Below are 20533 nucleotides of genomic sequence, written 5' to 3' on the forward strand. Positions count from 1 at the left end.
AAACTAAATATTCAAAGCATCTTGAGACTCAGCACTATGATTGCGTGTGTGTGGCTTGGCGAACTTCATTAACTAACAACAATATTTTTGCCGCTGCTCGGGCATCTTCAAGCGCTCGGTGGTGCTGTTTTAATTCAATATCCAAAGCAGCGCATAGTTTTCCTAACGAGTAAGAGTCATGTCCGGGTAAATATTTTCTCGCCAATTGTACTGTGCACAGTTTAGGTTGACTAAAAACACGACCGACTCGTTGAAACTCCTGCTTTAAAAAGCCCATATCAAAATTCACATTGTGAGCAACAAAAATAGCCTGGTCACATAGCGAAGCAACTTTATCGGCCACCTCTGAGAACTCGGGGGCATCTGCAACCATCTGATTGTCTATCCCCGTCAGCTGAGTAATATATTTTGGAATAGTGCGCTTTGGATTGACTAAGCTTTGCCAAGTGGCAACGATTTCACCTCTTTCAATACGCACGAGGGCTATTTCGGTAATGCGATCAAACTGACTCTTACCTCCCGTCGTTTCAATATCAACTACCACATAGGTTTGATTTGGGTCAAACTGCCAACGGGTTCGCTGTATTGTTACGTCGAAACCACACTTTGTCAGGCGGTTAATGGTCACCAATTGATTACGTCTGAGCGAGTCTCCCGGTGCCTTTATTTCTTCAAAGCGTAGGCTATTGCCCTCACGTACCATAAGGTCGGGGTATCCATCCTTTAAGTTCTTAAAATCTTGACTCATAGCACGTAGCAAAGAAACTAAAGAGCTTGAAGGAGCAAACTCTGCTAACACAAGCAATGCGTCTATTAAATCATCATGCCAAGAAAACAATGCGTTCTGCTTTTTAAAACAATAGCTCAGCTGTTTTAACAACCAGCTTTTTAAACATGGTGCTTGATTAATTTGTTGCAGCTTGTTTTCAATGTCCTCTGCTAACACTGCATAAAAGCGATTAAATTTAAGTAGCTGCGGGTAGCGCTCAAACTCATTGGCGGCCATAGATAATTCATGTTCATAGAGTTCCTGCCAAAAAACAACACCAAACAATGCCAGCCACAGCTGATTTTCTGTATGCCAACTCTTAACGCTCTGGCGCGCATAGAAGGCGATTACACCATGCTCTGTATTACCTTTGTAGGCTTCATCTAGGGTAATTTCATCACGACTTTCACGCAATAAATCCGTTAATATCGAGGTGCGTTTTTGCTGAAACTTTCTTAGCAGGAAATCTTTAGCGAATAGTAATAGTGATTCATCATTAGGCCTTGCCAGAATATCTTCAAGCAACGTACGACAGTGCTCACGATCACCGATAGAGAATATCAAGCGAATACGCTTTTCTTGCGCTTTGCTACTCGTACATCGTGCTAGCAATCGCACCGCTTGTTGTGGCATGTGTTTTTCTATCAAGCAGGCTAGCTTATAAAACAGTTTATCGCGACGATGGCTAGCCTGTTCCTGCAATTCAAAATCATGGTTAAGGTCAAGCACATAAGTTGATAGTGCATGTGCATCGTCAAGGCTAATATTGTGTAGAGATTGATAAAGTTGTGCATATTCATAGGCACACTGTGCTTGTTGATAGTCACTAAAGTAACTGGCGGGATTAACATCACTGTGGGTCTTCATCACTCCTAAATCTCGCATAGAAAACTGCGACAAATTCGTCTCAAGGCGATTAAAAAACAAGAACAACAGATAATCAAACAATGGAGCAATCGTTACACATAAATATCGTTTTATTACAATATGTTGCTCAACATGAGTAAACTCAATATGCTGACGAGCGAAATCCAGCCATAGCGCTTTTTTAGCGCTGCGTGCGGGATAGTAACTCAACTGCACATCTTGGCAGAGATCTTGTAATTCAGTTTTGGTGAGGATCTGTAACCAAGCTTGATAGTCCTGCGCAGCAACATCACCAATCAACTGCTTGTCACGCAACCCAGTCAATGCCAGCTCTAAATTATCGATCTCGGCGTAATTGAGTGAGTCATATGTAACAAACTTGGATTTCCTATTTAACAGGCGAACCAATATGCAGCGCTCGTGCTCAGCGAGCGCTTCTATAAGCGCCAACATATGCTTATCTTGCGCCGACAATAAGTGACCGTTGCTGAGTTTAATAAACCCTACAAACTCATGATAATGATCCAGATAATATTTTTCAGGAAGTTGTTTTTGCACGCCTACACCGGCACTGTTTTTTTGTACAGTATTACATATCTCATCTCATGGAGCCAGTGCCCATGCTAGTTTTGTTTATGTGGTAACCATTGTAAGAGTTTATCGACTAACACAGTCTGAGCAATAGGTTTGGCAATATAGTCATCCATGCCTGCTTCAAGACATTTGGCTTTATCTCCTACCATCGCATTTGCCGTCATGGCGATGATAGTAATCTTGGCGTAATACTCTCCAGCTTCACCGCTTCTTATTAATTTAGTTGTCTCATATCCATCCAGCTCAGGCATCTGGCAATCCATTAGCAATAATGTGTAACAGTCCTCTTCTAGGCGCTGCTCTAGTAGGCTAAGTACTTCTTTTCCATCTGCGGCCACATCCACAATCTTAAAGCCGATTTTCTTCAACATACTGGTTGCAACAATTTGATTTACTTGATTATCTTCTGCTAGCAAAATGCGGATAGACTCATCCCACTTAATACCATCACTAGTCAATTGCTGATGGTGCTTTTCTCCTTTAATGTAGCGACTTATTGCTGAATTCTGAGCGCCGCTTTCCTGTTCACATTCATTTAAAACCGCCAAAGCAGTAATAAGATCCGACGTAGTAGCAGGTTTAGGAAAATACGTTGCAAACCCCAACTTAGCAAGGTGACCTGCCTCCCACTGAAACCCCATTGGCGTCATCATAATAAGTTTCATGGAGTCATACTTTGTTTGTTCACGAATCGCTTTGCCGAGTTCCTTGCCGTCCATTTCAGGCATTTGCATATCTATAAAGGCAATGTCAAAGCATGATTGCTGTGCTTGAGTGAACTCATGACATTGTGTGAGTGCTTGCTGAGCAGACGATACACCTCGCACTTTTGCTCCCCAATGTTCAAGTTGCTTGGTGAGTACAGCTCGGTTGGTATCATTGTTATCAACGACTAACACGTGTTTGTCTGACATTGTACCATGGGGTTTAACGACCACAGAGCCGCTACTCTTGCGCATCAACACATTAAAACTAAACTGACTGCCTTGGCCTGATTCACTCTGTACCTGTACGCTGCCGCTCATTAATTCGCATAGTTTCTTAACTATCGCCAGCCCTAGACCTGTCCCACCATATTTGCGTGTGGTTGATGCATCGACCTGTGTAAATGACTGAAATAGTTTGCCTTGCTCATTCTTTGCAATGCCAATGCCGGTATCTTTCACGACACACTCAAATCGCCAATGATGCTCATCATGCTCTTTTAAGTTCGCGCAGACAGCCACCTCTCCCTCATCGGTGAACTTAATAGCATTGCCTACTAGATTGGTCAGGATCTGTCTTAAACGACCAGGATCCCCCCTGACTAAAGATTCATTCACAAACGTGGTATCAAGTATCAACTCCAACCCTTTATTTTGAGCCTGAATTGCTACCGACTCCGCAAAGTCCCCCAACATGCTTCTTAGGTCATATTCCAGCTCTTCGAGCTCAAGTTTGCCCGCATCCACCTTTGAGAAGTCCAATATGTCATTTATCAGTGATAATAAAGATGTTGCACTATTTAAGGCTATGTTCGCCCTGTGATGTTGCTCCTCGTTTAGTTCACTATTTAAAAGCAAATTAAGCATACCGAGTACACCGTTCATCGGTGTCCTTATCTCATGACTCATTGACGCTAAAAACTCACTTTTAACTAAGCTAGCCTGCTCAGCCGCTATTTTGGCCTCTTGTAACGCTTCTCTAGAGTTTACCCAATCAGTTATATCTTGTTGAATACCTACATACGCTTTAAGCCCCCCAGCTTTATCAAACACAGGTGATAACTCCAAACTGTTCCAAAATGCTTCACCATTGCGTTTGTAATTGATTAGCTTGACTGAAAGCTTTTTTCTCGCGTTCAAGGCGTCACGCATATGGGCAACCACCTCTTGGGATGTGTCTTTACCTTGTAAAAAACGACAATTCATCCCTAATACTCTTTTGTCATAGCCCGTTATTTCACAAAATGCTCGGTTAATAAATACTAATGGGAAATCAGGCTGTGTTGCATCTGAAATGGATATACCCACAGTGCATGACTCAATGGCCTCTGCAAGCATATCATTATGTTCTTTAGCGCTTTTTAAAGCACTATGATATACCTTTTGTTCAGTGATATCTGTCAGCGACCCTGCCATCCTAATTGCTCGACCACTTTTGTCTTTTAATGCGACACCTTTGGCGCGAAAAAAGCGAACTTCCCCACCATAAACACGTACTCGTAATTCAACATCAAAAGGCTTGCTGTACTTGAAGTGGTAATGCAGTTGCTCCTGTAACAGTAACAGGTCTTTTTTGTGGAGGTGAGACGCAAGCGCCTTCAAATCGTTTGGAAAACTATCGGTGTCATCCTTGTCGTAACCAAGCAGCTCCCTAAATCTAGGCGCAAAGTATATATGTTGCTTTTCTAGGTCCCAATCCCACAAACCGTCATGACTGCCACGAATGGCTAGCTTATACCGTGCTTCATTCGCCTTCGCTTGCTGCTCTGACTTTTCTAAACGACGATATGGGTTAAGTAATAATTGGCGGCCAAAAAGCAGCAGCAACCCTGCCGAAAGAGTTAAGCTTATTGCGATTCCCCAAGCGATATCGCCCTGAAATGAGGATACCTTATCGTCTAACCAACTGGTTTTAACCAGGTACTCGTAGACTATTCCCGTCGTGCCTATCTCGTCAGTTTTGATACTCATGTAGTGACTGTCTAAGTCTGAGTTATTAAAGGTAAACCACTTTCCTTCGAGTACAATCGCCGTATTGTCATCTTTTAAGGTGTCAGTCATTAAAGCATTTAAGCTGGTGTTAAATTGAGCAATCAGAGCACCTTCAACAAAGCCATTGTAATGAATCGGCACTGCAATTTTAACGTGTTCTTTTCCTTCAACTTTATTCAATAAAATTGCTGTTTTTATCTCCGAGTTCAGTACTTGTTGTAACCACGGTAAATGTGGGCTGGTTGATAGCACACTCGCATGGCTGTTATAAACTTCTTCGCCAAGCATGTTCACAATTATTAGATGTTCTTTTTGACCTAACAGATGGTAAGCCGTCAGAAAATCTGACAAAGAAGCTTGTGAATATTCTCCTCCCATTACCCCCTGAATAATAACCGGATGACGCACGAGGTCTCGCAATATTTGCTGTCTTGTTTCAAGAAACTGTTGCAAATAGTTTTTGGTAAGATCCGCTTGTACTCTACTGGTGTTGGTTTGCAGTTCAGTCACAGAATCACTGGCGCGTTGACCAACTAAGAAAACACTAATTAGTACCGATAAAATCAAGCTCATCACAAGAAATGCGTAAAACGCATTATCAGATGATAATCTTAGTAACCTAGTCACTGGTTGCTTCATTCCCTAACGCCTTTTTCGCTCCTTTTGGCAGTAATGTAACTCCGCCATCGAGATCGTATTTAGCCATGCAAAAGTCATCCTGACCCAGCGCTTCATGCGCATCTTGATTGGTCGTTGACCAAACTGAAAACGGCCTTTGATAAGTTTTTAGCAAACCAACTACAGAGCCATCCAAACGCTCTAACGCAGCGCGAAGCTGTGCTCTATTACTCTTCATATCATCACTGAGCGTGATCTGACCAAGCCCTTGGAGTAGTAACCTTCCTAAGTCATAGCTATGGATAAAGCCTGTGGGTGCGGCTAATTGTTCGGGGTGAACTAATTGATCAGGGAATTGATTTTTGGCTAAATCTACAGCCTCTTTGGCCAATGTATGGTGCCGATAATCCCTCAATGAAAAGCAGCTTTGGATAAAGTGTAATACCAAACCATTGTTGAGCGACTCTTTCACGGCGGGATAAAACGCGCCACCCGTGATCCCCCAGTGACTAACTATAGGTAGCCTATATCGATCTTTTAAGCTAGCCATCGCGTTGACAAAATGCGTGCCTTCAGGAGCATTACCAACAAATACAATGCAATCAGCATCACTTGTCACAATATCCCGGATGATAATTTTAGCGCTGGCATACTGGGTATTCCAATTAAACCACGTCACGCCAGCTATTGGAGTATCTCCCATCGCAGTACGCATGGTTTTTTCATTGGATTTGCCCCATGGGGTATTTTCAAGTAATAGATGTATGTTCTCGCAGCGTAAGCTTTGCTGTGCATGTTCTACTAAGGTGTAACCTGCTTTGCTATCGTCTATGGATAACCTGAAAACCCAATTCTGTGCGTCAGGGTAACGCGTTATCGGACCACCAGCGGCCCATGGTATCAGCAATAACACGCCACTCTCATTGATAAATTTCCGATATTTAATGTAAGGTGGAGAGTGTAAACCACCCAATACTGCCAGTGCATCCGGATCGTTTAAATATTGTCGTATGTGTAAAAAGCTGCGATTACTGTTGCCACGATTATCTTTTTCTATTAATTGCAACTCATACCCTTGCACTTGATTATTGACCTCGGCAAAAGCAGTTTCTAAGCCCATTTTCATAGCAAGCGCTGAAGCGTGATGATTTGAATAATCCGAGTCATGATAGATTTTAAGTATTCGAGGAGCCTCTCTGGCCATGCTCGTAAAGCAAATAAATAAGCAACAGCACATCAACCAATTATAAAATCTCATAGTACACAAATTAAGGTTTTTAATGGCTTAAAAATAGCTCATATTCAGCAAACTTGTAGTAGCTACATACCAATAACCAAGGTATTACTCTAATTACTATCCAACCTATCACTATGCTAAACCAGCTTTTTTGGAAAAAATCTGTTAAGACATACTGTTGATATTATATTAACATGTAAATATTGTGTTTAATTTAGCTGATACTTAATGTTACGTCGTCTGTTTTTGTTATTGCTGTTAAATCATGGTTCTCCGTGGGCCGATGTGTGCCAACCCCAAGGGGATACTAATGTCACAGGAGACATTTTGACCTGCAAACGAATGATTCAAACCCTGCCACCAAAAAGCGACAGTGCGTTTAGGGCATCACTTGAGCTGGTTGAACTATATCGAAAAGCAGGAGATTTAAAGCTTGCCAACCAAGTGCTAGACACCCTACTTGAACAAGACTTAACTAATATTCAAAAATACAATGTCATACGGCAAAAAGGCATTAATGCTTACCGCCAGCGCAATTATATTCAAGCTCTTGAGTACTTTCATAATGCCCAGCTTATTGCTGGGCAGCTCGATGATCTTAGTCTCAGCGGCAAGTCAGCTAACGATCTTGCTAATGTTTATCAAGCACTGGGAGATTTAGATACCGCCCTGACACTATTCTTACAAAGCTACCAACTGGCTAAACAACTAAACGACACTGGCCGACAAGCTATTACATTGAATAATCTAGGAAATGTCTCACGAGATATTAATCAGCTAGATGATGCCATACTCTCCTTTCGTCAGGCCCATGTTTTACACCAACAAGCCGGTGACATTACAAAAGCAAACCATTCTTTGTTAAGTCTAGGAGAAGTCTTAATGAAGAAACGCCAGTTTGAGAAAGCACAAACTCTCATTCATGGCCTCATTGCGCCTCTCAACGAAAGTGGCTCTCACGCGCAAGTTTCCAGAGCGTACTTACTATTGGCAGAAATTGCTATTGCACAAAATGACACTGTTCAGGCCACCCAATGGTTAAACGCACAAAAACACACGCGCCAGTTAATTCAAAGCAGTAATACAGATCAACGCGCTTTGCTTATTGAGGCTAAACTGAAGCAGCTAGAAGGAGACCACAATAGCGCACAGGTTATTCTACAACAAGGCCTTAATGCCCACGACCAACAAAATAGTCAATTGACTGAACTGTTCTACATCGCGTTGATACAATCTCAGCAGCAGACACAACGTTACCAAGAAGCTGTCGACACATTACAAAATTACGTTAATATGCTCAAAAATAGTCGCTCTCAAAGTGAGAGCCTCTATCAGTTTCGACTGCAAAGGGCCAACGTACTTAACACAACTTCATCAGCATCAAACCACGATTTGATGATCACCTTGGTATGCCTCGCTTTCATTGCTGGTGTGTTGATAACGACAGTGTATTTCAAACGTCGAGTGACAAATTCATCATCATCGAGTACCGATACAGTTGTAGTCAACGCAAACTCGAAACATTTGGATGACGAGCAATGCCGTATATTAATGGTGGAAATTATGACGCTTGCTTTGAGTATTTGGGAGCAAAGTATTGGCCAATCAAGAATAGAATTGGCAGAACAAAGCAAAGTATGGAAAGTAAATATTGACGATGGTCGACTGAGAGTAAGGACCTTTGAGCGCTATCTAAGTATTAAAACACTACCCAAAAAGCCCCGTTGGCGAAACATTATTGCAACCGCAAATCACGTCATACAACATTGTGATACCGACCACCCACAACTAAAAGACTTGCAAAACAAAGTAAGTCAATTAGAAGAAATTGCCCTTATTAGCGGCTAATGATAAATAAAAGGGGCCGAAGCCCCGAGATGGAAGACGCACTCAGTCATCAGCGACTAACATCGCACATATAGCACGCAAGGGTCACGCCCATGCTTGCCTCATAAGTTTGGTGGTGTGAGTCCCCTTTAAATTCGTAGGGTCCCTCAAATCGTGTAAATACGGGCATATCTGTGGTGATTGTATGGCTAAAACCGCGCATGTTGTTAAGCAGCGATTGACACATTTTATTGCCCATTTCATAAGCTAGACGCCAGTCATCAAACTGACCACAATCAAGCATTGGTGTCGCAGAATTCCAACTTAACATTTTGCTATTCAACGCATTACATACATTGCTACCTTCACTATTCAAGTACTTGAAGGTGCCTGCTGATAAGTTCATTTTTCCTAGCAAAACGGTCTGCTTTTTAGGGCATATAGCGCTTTCGCTAAACGTTATTTCTTTAATTGTTTGCGCGTTGTGTGCATACACAAAATTGGCCGTTAACAGTGAACATAATAGGATCAATTGCTTCATGGCTTGTCTCCTTTTTTACAGCTCCATGGTGGACAAAGGAATATTCACGTAATATGCCTTCGTCAGGTTCAAAAAAATACTGCCTTAAAGAAAAAATCAATGCACATAAAGATACGGGGCAAATGGGTAAACTTGGGTAAAAACCTGTTCAAATATTTAATTAATAAACTTTTATTTTTCAATATCGATTGTGTTACTCCACTGTACACTCGCCAACGCTAGTTTGCCTAGATGATTTACCCATATTTCCCGTTTCTGACCCTGTAACTTCCTTTTTTGCACCTCAAAAGCATTTCATCATCAAAGCGCACATTTAATTACCGTGCCCATTAATGATGAAGGAATACGAAAATGAAACGTACAATTTTAAATGCCAAAGTACTGGCAAATTTAACCTGCACTATGCTGCTTAGCAGCGCTACATTTGCATATGCTGGCGCTGCTGAGTTCACAAACAGTGATCAAACACAACAGCTCTCCCAAGAATATGGACAGATGACGCCCACAGCAGTGAGCGAAACAACGTGGCGTGCAATCTCCAATTGGTCAACTGACTCAGTATCATTACTTGAGTTTATTGCTGACAATGACGAGGAGTTTGAGCTGGAGCGCTATGTTGATGTTTTAATTCGTGATTACCGAGACGGTGACGTTGTTGCTCAGTTTCAAGCACTCGACAAAACTGTTTTAGACCTTTGGTCACAGGCGATGGATGAAGCTTCTTATGAAGATAATTTCCTATTCACCCGATATGCAGCACAATACAAGCCCGCACTTTTCGATCAGTGGTTAAAAAACAACAGAGCGCTCACACTGGCAGAATATCTTCAACAACAATCACCGCAACTTTACGAAACTTGGTACAACGAACATGCAGCACCAAAACGCAAAGGCTTGTCGGTGTTGGAATATGATAAAACCTTGCCTAGTGAAGTGTATGCTGAGCTAAAGGACTTGCTCAACAAACTGCCACTTGGGGGAGAACGCTCGCAATGTGCTTGCCAGATGATAACTCCACTTACCAGTTCAGGACATGTTGTTACCAATTATCCTTCTAGCCCAAGCAATTGGAGCGACTATTCCAGTGATGACAGCGGTCTTTCAAAACATAAGCTGGACTTTAAAACCACCGCATATGGTGCTTTTCATTCGGGGGATGGTGAAAGATGGTCAAAGCACAAAGTCTATGGCTACGACTCTAGTATCAATCATAATTCCAGCGAGTTTTATGTAAAAATGCTCTGTGCCGACACCAATGGTTACGATTGTAATCAAAGTAACACTTGTTCAGGTAATTTAGAGGTGCGTGGCACCTACGCTGCCCGTTTTCATGTTACAGGACAAGCAAAGAAAATTTGGTCAAAGGCCACCAATTCTCACTCTGCAGATGGTGCTAAATTTGCGGTAGACTTGCCAGGCGCCGCTCCTGAAATCGTGTTGTTTAACAAAGCCGGTGGAGCAGCTATGAGCTATAACACCGGCTGGGATATAAATTCAGTGCTTGGTGCACTTAAAGCAGCACTTGGCATCACCGCTGCGATTGTCAGTGACAATCCAGGTAGTTTGCTTGATGGGCAACTTGCCAGTGACCTTATTACTAACATCGCAGGCATGATCACTCGCTCAGGTAATGAAGCGACTGTGAATAGCACCATGCGGGCGCGTTTTGATTCTTCAGATGTGAGCCCTTTTATGTTGCAACCCAACGAGGTATATCACTTCACGCTTGACTCTAATGCCAGAGTCAAAGCCAGAGGTTACGGCGGTTACTCTGATAGTCATTTTGAATACGGCAGCTCGGGTGCAATCATGTATGCGGCAAATCAGTTTACATGCGCCAGTGGTGTCACGCCTCCTCTACCAACTGGCCTTTGGTTCTATGCAGATCAATCTGGTCCAGACAGCATTGCGTCACTTCGCAGCGATGTAGAAACTTGGTTATCAATGCAACTCAACAAACCAGTTAGCGCTGGCCAGTCACAGGGGATCGTGCATTAAGCTCGAATATATTGATGGCGTACTTAAGTTGCGCCATCGCGCCTTTTTCAAGATAAAAGGAATAATTATGAAACAGTTAACTTTGACGGCATTGGCCCACATAGCCCTATTGGGTTCAATCGTAACGCCAGTGCAAGCGCAGAACCTTGATTCAACCACACTACCTATTTTGTTTTTTGCACAAGGGGACAGTTACCGAGCGCTTTCTCCTTGGTATTCATTACGTTACCAAGCACAGCTTGTCGAGCTACAAACCTGCTCAGAAGCGGCCTGCATACAAAGCATCAAGTTCAATGGCTTAGAGGCCACCAATTCATTTGATGAGCGAAACTACCATGCCAGCTTCGCGGGTCAGGCAGGTGGTATGAAAAAGCAGGATACTTACTCCCAGCTTAACCTTGGCCAGTATGAACAAGGTACCTTGTATGCCAGTGGTAACCAAAGACGCATCACCTTTACATTGCAAGTTTCAGAGCAACCATCATCCTTGCAGTTTGAATTCAGTGATGATTACAGTACCAGCATAAGTGATGATAACGCTTCTTTGAATCGAATTTCAAAGGCTTGTAAGTCAACTTGTTCAACAACTTGGCAAGCATTCAACATCGATAAGGATGGCCGTTATACCAGCGCCAAATTCTTACCAACTCAAGCGGGAGGGTGGACCGTTCACGGCAGCAATGATGCTGTAAAATTGGAACTAACTACCTTGATTGGTCAATATCAGCCACCTAACAAGCGCCATCACCAAGAGGATTTATCGCAATCGAGTCTTAGTCTAAACCAAGACAGTGTCATCATGATGCAACAAGGGGAACTCCATAATCAGTACACTTTTTACGATACGCAAGTACATGGAATGGGTGATAATCACTGGCTGATGAGCCAAGATGAGTCTTTAATGCTGACCGACCATAGCGCGAATGTGCAAAGTGCAATGCGAATCGAAAATTTAGGTCTACAACAGATCATTAGTAGCGATATCAAAAGCGAGAGCGTGTTTGTGTTAGGCGTGCCATATGAATACGCAAAGCCCCGCCCTTCGTCACGAACTATTATCAGCCAATACCCGGAAACAAGTACAAGCCCGATGGTCGCAACACAACTGCTTGAATTAGACCACGCGCTTAATTTGCTTTTCGCGACAACGATTTATCTGCCTGAGTCTGAATTGCCTTATGCTACCGTTGAGCTTCACGAATGGGGCGTTTTAGTTGGCACAGGTGAAGCTGCTGCTAAATCAACAAGCCATAGCTATGTGGCCAATCAGTCGTCCAGTGCAATGGCTGGATGTCCCATGATCGCCAGTGGCTATGGCTATGGCTTACTATGTTGGAAAGCGCTTAATAACCCAACGCTTACGTACACACCAGCAAATAGCGCCATGATCCCCGTCACAGTGGTTGATAACACCACTCCTACCTTAATGAATCAATTGGAAGATAATCAACATGGCATTATCTTTAAAGATGGTAGCAACCCGGTTGACCCTGGAGGCTCTTGGACACACCCAGATAACATTGCCACCAGTAAAGAAGATTTAGCACTAGCAATAGCCATGTATCATTACCGCTGGGGTTCTCCTGTTGCAGCAAACATTGTGTATCCTGTAGGTAGTCCTTCACAACCTGTCATGTTTAGAGAAGTAGAGTATCAGGCCGCCAACAGTAGCAATTTACCACATAACGTCTGTAATCATTTTGCTGCAAGCTCGGGATATCCTGAATATCAGGCTGCTGATGCATGCATGACGCAAACTGGCTTTGGGCTGTTTTCACTCATGAGCCTGACCTTTGATCGCTGGCAAGGTGGTAATTATTACCCCAACCTAAATGTCGGCGGACAAGACAATAGCTGGTTTCCGTGGTTTACCAACTTTGTGGGTGACCCACCCGTCACTGACCCTTTTCAAGCGCAAGCAAGCAAAGAGATGGCCGCCCGCATTAAACACTACAATGCGAATTATGGCCGCTTAATACAAGACACCTATCTAAATGGTCAACTATTCAGCCAAGGCACGGTAGCTGGATACTATCAAACTCACCTATAACACGTGCTACCTGCCAAACATTAATGGCGTGATAGGTACTATCACGCCATCGCATCTTTATTGTGCTTGTAGCTTTTGTAACTGAGTTTGCACGGATTGCCATGTGTGATCATCATTGATGATCCGCCCGTGACCAAGCCCCTGTGTGCTTATCAGCTCTACGTGAGGATATTGCTTCACAACAGCCTGTGAGTTGTCATGCAGTGCAAACTTGTCTTGCACATCATGGATGATTAGCACTTTGTCATGCTTGGCAAGATGTAACTCAGGTAATAAATTATCAAAGCGCATTTGGTGCTGCTGTTCTACCGAGTGGATCACACTTTTGAATAAAGTCTTAGAGATGCCCGTTGATAAAATGCGCTGTTCAAAGCCATTGTAAAAGTCAAATGGCGGCGCTATCAAAACATGTAGCAACGGATTGATAGTGTTCAACGCCGCAACACATCCCATAGAGTGGCTAATCGCTGCGTGAATACCTTCGTTCAGATGTTTTTGCACAGCATCAATAGCACGAATGAAAAGCGGAAGATTAGCCTCTTTCCCCGCGCTCATACCATGGGCATAGTGGTCAAATGCAACCGCTTTAAAGCCCAAAGATGCAACCTTTTCCATCAAAGGGTAAAACTGGCTGGCACTACCCGACCAGCCATGCGTAAATAGTACAACGGGGCCATGACCAAGTTCGTATACGTGTAGTGCTTCAAATTGGGTGTTAATCGTATAGCTCGACATCTCCAGCGGCTTACTCGCTTTTGATTGATGGCGAACCGGCGTCAACAACAGCCGACGCGCAAATTTTTTGCCAACCGCAGGGGCTATTCGAGCGACGGTACTAGATAGAGCCTTGACACCATAATAACTGAATGGTTTAGCACCAGACTTGTCCGAGAAATATATTTTACTGCTCATAATGTGCTCCTTGGTGGCGTTTCACCAAATTTTGTAATGCAAGGTTAAACCGAGAATGGTTATCGTCTTCAAGGCCAACCCACGTCATATGCTGTGACCCCAAATATAAAGAATACAACTCATAGGTGAACTGTTTAGCGTCTGTTTGTGGGGCAAGTGATTGCTCCGTAATTGCGTCGTCAACGAATTTATTTAAATAGTTAAGCCAGTGCTGCAGTTGTGATTTCACCGAGTCGCGTACAGCCCCTGGCTGATCATCAAACTCTACTGCTGCTGAGATAAAAATACATGTACACGCTTGCTCTTGGTACCAACTTTGCCAAAGTTCGCAGGTTTTTAGCAGCTTGGCGAGGGCGGAAAGGTTTGTATCCACCGGCTTGATAACCGTGTCGACAAAAATCTCCTTTGCATGTTCCAATACAGCCAATTGTAAATTCTCTTTCGAATTAAAATGAGCAAATAGCCCCGATTTAGACATACCCGTTGCGGCTGCCAAACCACCGATCGTCAAATCATTTAAACTGGTTGCCGTCGCAATATTAAGCGCAGTGGCTAACACTTGTTGTTTTGTTTGCTTACCTTTACCCATAACACATCAAAAATAGAACGAACGTTCGTTTTTATAATACTCGTATAACTTTGCCGTTGCAACTCGCTTGTTATGTTATGCTCAGGATAGATTCATACTTTTCACGGCATGATGCTCAACCGTCAACGGCCCCATTTTCATGCCAGATATGCTGACGGCAATACGATTGATACAAATAGAGTTATCACCCATAAACTACAATTTACGTTGCGACCTTTTATGAAAATCATACCTTTTGTTTTGCTACTTATTCCGTTTATTGTGCGGGCCAACGCTGAATCATCAACGCTTGAAATCCACCCTATAAAAGAAAATGTCTATCAACATGTCTCTTATTTGGATGTGAAGCCATGGGGGCTGGTTGCCGCCAACGGCTTGGTTGTTATTGAGCAGCAACATGCCTATATCGTAGATACACCATGGACTGTTGCTGATACTCGGCAATTGGTAAGCTGGATCAAGTCACAGGGCCTTGTGCCAAAAGCCGCATTAGTCAGTCACTTTCACCAAGATGCCAGCAATGGCATCGCATATTTAAATGAAGTGGGTATCGAAACTTATGCAAGCTCCCTCACCAATACCCTTTTAGCCAAGCAAAACCGTCCACAATCTAGCAAAAGCTTTACTGGTCATACGCTCACCTTGGCCAACAATAGCATTGAAATATTCAGCCCTGGTGCGGGGCACACCAAAGATAATGTCGTAATTTGGTTGCAACGGCATAACCTGCTATTTGGTGGTTGCTTTGTTAAAAGCCTCGAAAGTAAAGGTTTAGGTAATATTGCTGATGCATCTGTTGAAAAATGGCCTAAATCACTAAACAACGTATTGAAGAAATATCCAAAGATAGAACAGGTGGTACCGGGGCATGGCAAGATTGGTGATGTGAAGTTACTGTCTCACACTGTAAAACTAGCCCGTACACACATGATTGAAAAGACGAAAAAGCCGAACGGTCAATAACGATAAAGCGGTTGCTTTTAAACAACCGCTACACCATTGAAACTTAGATTAATGGCCAGTTTCATACCATGCGCTGGCTGTATTAGCCTGCTCCCAGGTACCATCTTTATATAAAATCAGCGCTGATGCTTTATTTTGTGTGTACGCTCTGATTGTTGCATTACAGCTAGTACCGCCGCTACAAGTGGCTCTCCCTTCCCAACGCACTTCCTGAATAGGCTTAGAAATATTGATTAAATAAAACTTACCTGATGTTGAGTTGCCAAATGAGTAGTCAAATGCGCCACAGTTTTTAGTGCCATTCCCAAATGAATTACCGCCAGATTTTGGGTATACATCACACACTAATGTGGTCGCTAACGCTGAACCTGCAAATAAAGAACCCGCTACCAGAGTGAAAGCTTTTAATGTTGTTTTCATTTTATTTCCTTGTATTAAAACTTAGTTATTCTTAATGCAACCTTGTTGCAACATAACGAATAGACAAATAATGAAAATAATTCAAGTTATGGAGATAATTTTTTTCATATCCGTAAATCAAGCGGAATAAACTAATACATTTGGATATTCCAGATGATATCACTGCACCAGTTCCTTTTTGAGTGAATATAGGATCTCGTTATCGCTGATAAACTGGGGGTTTTGCGGGTATTTTCGCAATAGTTTATCAGACACTACTATGGCTTTATTAAGCGCAATAATCGCCTTTTCTTTGCCTTCGTCTTGATATAAAAGAGCTATGAAATAGTATGAAATATAAAGATCTCGTTGCCACTGGCTATTGCTGGGGTCATGCTCGGCCAGTGTTTGAGCTATCTTCAACCCTGCGCGATAACTTTGCGCCGCGCTCAGCAAATCACCCTGTTGCTGTTGGATGTTACCCAAGCTGTTGAATGACAACGATAAGTCTCGTTGCCACTGGCTGTTGCTGGGGTCACGCTCGGCCAGTGTTTGCCGGATTGACATTGCTGAACGATAACTTTTCTCAGCACTAGCTAAATCGTCTTGTTGCTGTTGAATATCACCCAGTTTATTGAATGATACTGATAAATCTCGTTGCCATCGGCTATTGCTGGGGTCGCGCTCGGCCAGTGTTTGAGCTACCTCCAACCCTGCGCGATAATTTTGCGCCGCGCTCGCCAAATCATCTTGTTGCTGTTGAATATCACCCAGTTTATTGAATGATACAGATAAATCTCGTTGCCACTGGCTATTGCTCGGGTCACGCTCGGCCAGTGTTTGAGCTATTTTCAACCCTGCGCGATAGCTTTGCGCCGCGCTCGCCAAATCGCCCTGCTGCCGTTGGATATTACCCAGCTTCTCGAATGACACTGATAAATCTCGTTGCCACTGACTATTATTGGGATCATGCTCGATTAACGTTTTGCTGATAGACATTGCTGAACGATAACTTTGCTCCGCACTAATCAAGTCGCCCTGTTGTCGCTGGATATTACCTAGATTATTAAATGATACTGATAAATCTCGTTGCCACTGGCTATTGCTGGGGTCGCGATCGGTCAGTGTTTGAGCTGTCTTCAACCTTGCACGATAACTTTGCGCCGCGCTCGCCAAATCGCCCTGTTGCCGTTGGATACTCCCCAGCCTCTCGAATAACACGGATAAATCTCGTTGCCACTGGCTATTGCTGGGGTCACGTTCGGCCAGTGTTTGAGCTACCTCCAACCCTGCGCGATAATTTTGCGCCGCGCTCGCCAAATCATCTTGTTGCTGTTGAATATCACCCAGTTTATTGAATGATACAGATAAATCTCGTTGCCACTGGCTATTGCTCGGGTCACGCTCGGCCAGTGTTTGAGCTATTTTCAACCCTGCGCGATAGCTTTGCGCCGCGCTCGCCAAATCGCCCTGCTGCCGTTGGATATTACCCAGCTTCTCGAATGACACTGATAAATCTCGTTGCCACTGACTATTATTGGGATCATGCTCGATTAACGTTTTGCTGATAGACATTGCTGAACGATAACTTTGCTCCGCACTAATCAAGTCGCCCTGTTGTCGCTGGATATTACCTAGATTATTAAATGATACTGATAAATCTCGTTGCCACTGGCTATTGCTGGGGTCGCGATCGGTCAGTGTTTGAGCTGTCTTCAACCTTGCACGATAACTTTGCGCCGCGCTCGCCAAATCGCCCTGTTGCCGTTGGATACTCCCCAGCCTCTCGAATAACACGGATAAATCTCGTTGCCACTGGCTATTGCTGGGGTCACGTTCGGCCAGTGTTTGAGCTACCTCCAACCCTGCGCGATAATTTTGCGCCGCGCTCGCCAAATCATCTTGTTGCTGTTGAATATCACCCAGTTTATTGAATGATACAGATAAATCTCGTTGCCACTGGCTATTGCTCGGGTCACGCTCGGCCAGTGTTTGAGCTATCTCCAACCCTGCGCGATAATTTTGCGCCGCGCTCGCCAAATCGCCCTGTTGCCGTTGGATACTCCCCAGCCTCTCGAATGACACGGATAAATCTCGCTGCCACTGGTTATTGCTCGGGTCTCGCTCGGTCAGTGTTTGAGCTATTTTCAACGCTGCGCGATAATTTTGCGCCGCGCTCGCCAAATCGCCTAGGTCCTGTTGGATACTCGCCAAGTAATCGAATGACACCGATAAGTCTCGCTGCCACTGACCATTGCTGGGGTCACGTTCGGCCAGTGTTTGAGCTATTTTTAACCCTGCGCGATAGCTTTGCGCCGCGCTAACCAAGTCGCCCTGTTGTTGCTGGATATTACCCAGCTTCTCGAACGACACTGATAAATCTCGTTGCCACTCACTATTGCTGGAGTCGCTCTCTTGCAGTGTCTGCGCCAATTTAAAGCTTGCTTTGTAGCTATGCTCGGCACTTTGCAGGTCACCTTTTAGGGTTTGAATATCTCCCAGTTCGGTTAGCAGCGTTAACTTTAGTCTTAACTGTGATTCAGGTATTAAAGCCAGCGTTTCATTTGCGAGTGCGAGTGCTTGACTCATAAAACCATTACGTTTTAATAACCTGATTAAGTAAATTCTATCCCCATACGTTGCCTCACCAAGGTTATAGAGCTTTTGATAGGCATTGAGTGAGGTATCAACAGATACGCCATATGATAGCTTTGCCAAGCGACGCAGCTTGTTGGCACTGTCTGCTATATCTTGTTCAACCTCCTTTGCTAATAAATCAAAGCCCGCTTGCGCATCCCCTTGAGCAATTAAATCAAGCGCTTGCTTCTCAAGCTCGGTGCCTTCTTCAACAGTTTCTTTAACTGCTTGCGCCGTTCTTGACTTATCTTCCTCGGACCAACTACCTTCACTGAGCTTTTCCAGCTTAGCGAGTACATCCGCTGTTCTTTTTGCTTGATACGCTTTTAACTGCGTCTGTTGAGTTTCACTGAGTTGGCCTTTGTGCGCGAGCTGCTCCAAAAATGTCAACTCAGCTGGAGATATTTGTGTGCACTCAAGACCAAAAGAAACCACCGCTTGTAAATCACAAACAATGGTTTTTCCTTTTTTCTTGATATCATCGTAATAGCCGAGCAATGCTGCAACTGCAGCAACAAACGCAACAGTTTTGGCCCAAAAGCCAACTGTATGCTGACCTGACTGCGATGTTTGTTCTGGCTGTGTGGGCGATTGTTCACTCATAAAACGTCCTTTGCGATAAGTGAATATTGATTAATGGAGATAGCTCACGTTTAAGTGTTTTTATCCTAACTTATTTTTAACAAAAAAAGGGCGATTAATTTAAGGCCATACACTTTGCAAAAAAAAGCAGCCGTTGTTGGCTGCTTTTAAATCGGTATGGTGCACACACCATACAAAGGTACTTGTTACATTTACGCGTTAATCCGGAGAGCCTCCGCCCATTTGACTTTGGATATAATTGGGCAGACCAACCAGTTTGATAAGACCTAAATGTTGCTCAAGCCAGTAAATATGGTCCATTTCGGTATCATCTAACAGCTTTTCAAGTATCTCACGGGTGACATAGTCTTTTTCTTTTTCACACTCCGCGATGATACTTTTTAAACTTGCCGCAACCGTCATTTCAGCTGCTAAGTCGTTTTCTAGCATTTGCTGCACGTTGTCACCAACATGAATTGGCTGCCTGCTTGCGGTATCTGGTGTGCCTTCTAAAAACAAAATACGCTCTATAATGTGTTTTGCATGATCGAGCTCTTCGTCATATTCATGCGCCAATTTATGGCCCAACTTACCTATGCCCCAATCTTCATACATTTTTGAATGCGCTAAGTACTGGTCCATTGAAGTCAGTTCAAGGGTCAGCTGCTTGTTGAGCAAGTCGATAATCTTTTTACTACCTTGCATACTCTACTCCTCAATCTGTGATTGCAGATAATTTTCAATGCCAGTGTGTTTGATCAGGTATTGCTGCGCTTCTATCCAGTCTACGTATTCTTCTTCATACTCAAGAATATCTTCTAGTAGCTCTCGGCTCACATAATCATGTTCTTGCTCACACAAAGCAATGGCTGACTTCAGCTCAGGAATTTGCTCCATCTCAAACGCAAGGTCACAGCTAAGCATTTCTTCTGTTTGCTCACCAATACGCAGCTTTTCAAGATGTTGTAAATTGGGTAGTCCTTCTAAAAACAAAATACGCTCAATCAAGTCGTCGGCTTGTTTCATGTCTTTGATAGACTTTTTGTAGGCTTTTTCGTTTAGCTCCTCTAAGCCCCAGTTTTTATACATGCGGGCATGCAAAAAATATTGGTTTATTGAGGTGAGCTCTAACGTCAGTATTCGGTTTAATACGTTTAAAACTTGCTTGTTACCCTGCATGGGGCCCCCTAAAAATACAAACACACGCTCCATAACCCTAGTTCAAAATAAGCACAACGCAAGACTGATTAGCAC

At 43.5% G+C, this 20533-nt stretch carries 14 protein-coding genes; 4 read left to right on the plus strand and 10 right to left on the minus strand.

All coding sequences use genetic code 11. From position 1 onward, the window contains the following. Positions 1-34: 34 nt before the first annotated feature. The 3 genes from L1070_RS20425 to L1070_RS14175 all read right to left on the minus strand — a co-directional run bounded on the left by L1070_RS20425 (position 35) and on the right by L1070_RS14175 (position 6748). Positions 35-2194 (minus strand): exonuclease domain-containing protein, encoded by a 2160-nt coding sequence (locus L1070_RS20425; protein WP_237126005.1) that lies wholly within the window; start codon positions 2192-2194, stop codon positions 35-37. A gap of 65 nt (positions 2195-2259) precedes the next feature. Beyond that, positions 2260-5565, minus strand: a complete 3306-nt coding sequence (locus L1070_RS14170; protein ID WP_237126006.1) for a PAS domain-containing hybrid sensor histidine kinase/response regulator — start codon at positions 5563-5565, stop codon at positions 2260-2262. Beyond that, on the minus strand, positions 5546-6748 hold the full coding sequence (locus L1070_RS14175; protein WP_237126007.1) for an ABC transporter substrate-binding protein: 1203 nt from the start codon (positions 6746-6748) through the stop codon (positions 5546-5548). Before L1070_RS14175 ends, L1070_RS14170 begins: the two co-directional genes overlap by 20 nt. Positions 6749-7009: 261 nt before the next feature. On the opposite strand from L1070_RS14175, the gene L1070_RS14180 reads away from it, so the two are divergent. Continuing rightward, on the plus strand, positions 7010-8629 hold the full coding sequence (locus L1070_RS14180; protein ID WP_237126008.1) for a tetratricopeptide repeat protein: 1620 nt from the start codon (positions 7010-7012) through the stop codon (positions 8627-8629). A 49-nt stretch (positions 8630-8678) separates the two neighbouring features. Here the strand turns inward: L1070_RS14180 and L1070_RS14185 are convergent, their stop codons facing one another. Then, complete coding sequence (locus tag L1070_RS14185; protein ID WP_237126009.1) at positions 8679-9149, minus strand: hypothetical protein; 471 nt, start codon at positions 9147-9149, stop codon at positions 8679-8681. A gap of 351 nt (positions 9150-9500) precedes the next feature. Here L1070_RS14185 and L1070_RS14190 point away from each other — a divergent pair, with 351 nt between their 5' ends. Together L1070_RS14190 and L1070_RS14195 are read left to right on the plus strand one after the other, a co-directional pair. Beyond that, positions 9501-11147, plus strand: a complete 1647-nt coding sequence (locus tag L1070_RS14190; protein WP_237126010.1) for a hypothetical protein — start codon at positions 9501-9503, stop codon at positions 11145-11147. A gap of 67 nt (positions 11148-11214) precedes the next feature. After that, on the plus strand, positions 11215-13197 hold the full coding sequence (locus L1070_RS14195) for a hypothetical protein (protein ID WP_237126011.1): 1983 nt from the start codon (positions 11215-11217) through the stop codon (positions 13195-13197). Between the two features lie 57 nt (positions 13198-13254). Here the strand turns inward: L1070_RS14195 and L1070_RS14200 are convergent, their stop codons facing one another. Both L1070_RS14200 and L1070_RS14205 read right to left on the minus strand, forming a co-directional pair. Next, complete coding sequence (locus L1070_RS14200) at positions 13255-14109, minus strand: alpha/beta hydrolase (RefSeq protein WP_237126012.1); 855 nt, start codon at positions 14107-14109, stop codon at positions 13255-13257. Further along, positions 14099-14698 (minus strand): TetR/AcrR family transcriptional regulator, encoded by a 600-nt coding sequence (locus tag L1070_RS14205; protein ID WP_237126013.1) that lies wholly within the window; start codon positions 14696-14698, stop codon positions 14099-14101. Before L1070_RS14205 ends, L1070_RS14200 begins: the two co-directional genes overlap by 11 nt. A gap of 219 nt (positions 14699-14917) precedes the next feature. Here L1070_RS14205 and bla point away from each other — a divergent pair, with 219 nt between their 5' ends. Next, positions 14918-15661, plus strand: coding sequence for a subclass B1 metallo-beta-lactamase (gene bla, locus L1070_RS14210; RefSeq protein ID WP_237126014.1), 744 nt, complete (start codon positions 14918-14920; stop codon positions 15659-15661). Positions 15662-15709: 48 nt separating this feature from the next. Here bla and L1070_RS14215 read toward each other — a convergent pair whose 3' ends face one another. The 4 genes from L1070_RS14215 to bfr (L1070_RS14230) form a co-directional block, all read right to left on the minus strand. Continuing rightward, a complete protein-coding gene (locus tag L1070_RS14215) occupies positions 15710-16081 on the minus strand; it encodes a hypothetical protein (RefSeq protein WP_070987705.1) in 372 nt (123 codons plus the stop codon). Between the two features lie 159 nt (positions 16082-16240). Then, positions 16241-19300, minus strand: coding sequence for a tetratricopeptide repeat protein (locus L1070_RS14220; RefSeq protein ID WP_237126015.1), 3060 nt, complete (start codon positions 19298-19300; stop codon positions 16241-16243). A 198-nt stretch (positions 19301-19498) separates the two neighbouring features. Beyond that, the gene (bfr, locus tag L1070_RS14225; RefSeq protein WP_070987703.1) at positions 19499-19984 is read right to left on the minus strand and encodes a bacterioferritin; all 486 of its coding nucleotides are present in this window, start codon (positions 19982-19984) and stop codon (positions 19499-19501) included. Between the two features lie 3 nt (positions 19985-19987). Then, the gene (gene bfr / locus L1070_RS14230) at positions 19988-20458 is read right to left on the minus strand and encodes a bacterioferritin (protein WP_070987847.1); all 471 of its coding nucleotides are present in this window, start codon (positions 20456-20458) and stop codon (positions 19988-19990) included. Positions 20459-20533: the final 75 nt, after the last annotated feature.

Origin of the sequence: Pseudoalteromonas sp. MMG022, assembly GCF_021654245.1 — a bacterium.
Lineage (GTDB): Bacteria > Pseudomonadota > Gammaproteobacteria > Enterobacterales > Alteromonadaceae > Pseudoalteromonas > Pseudoalteromonas amylolytica.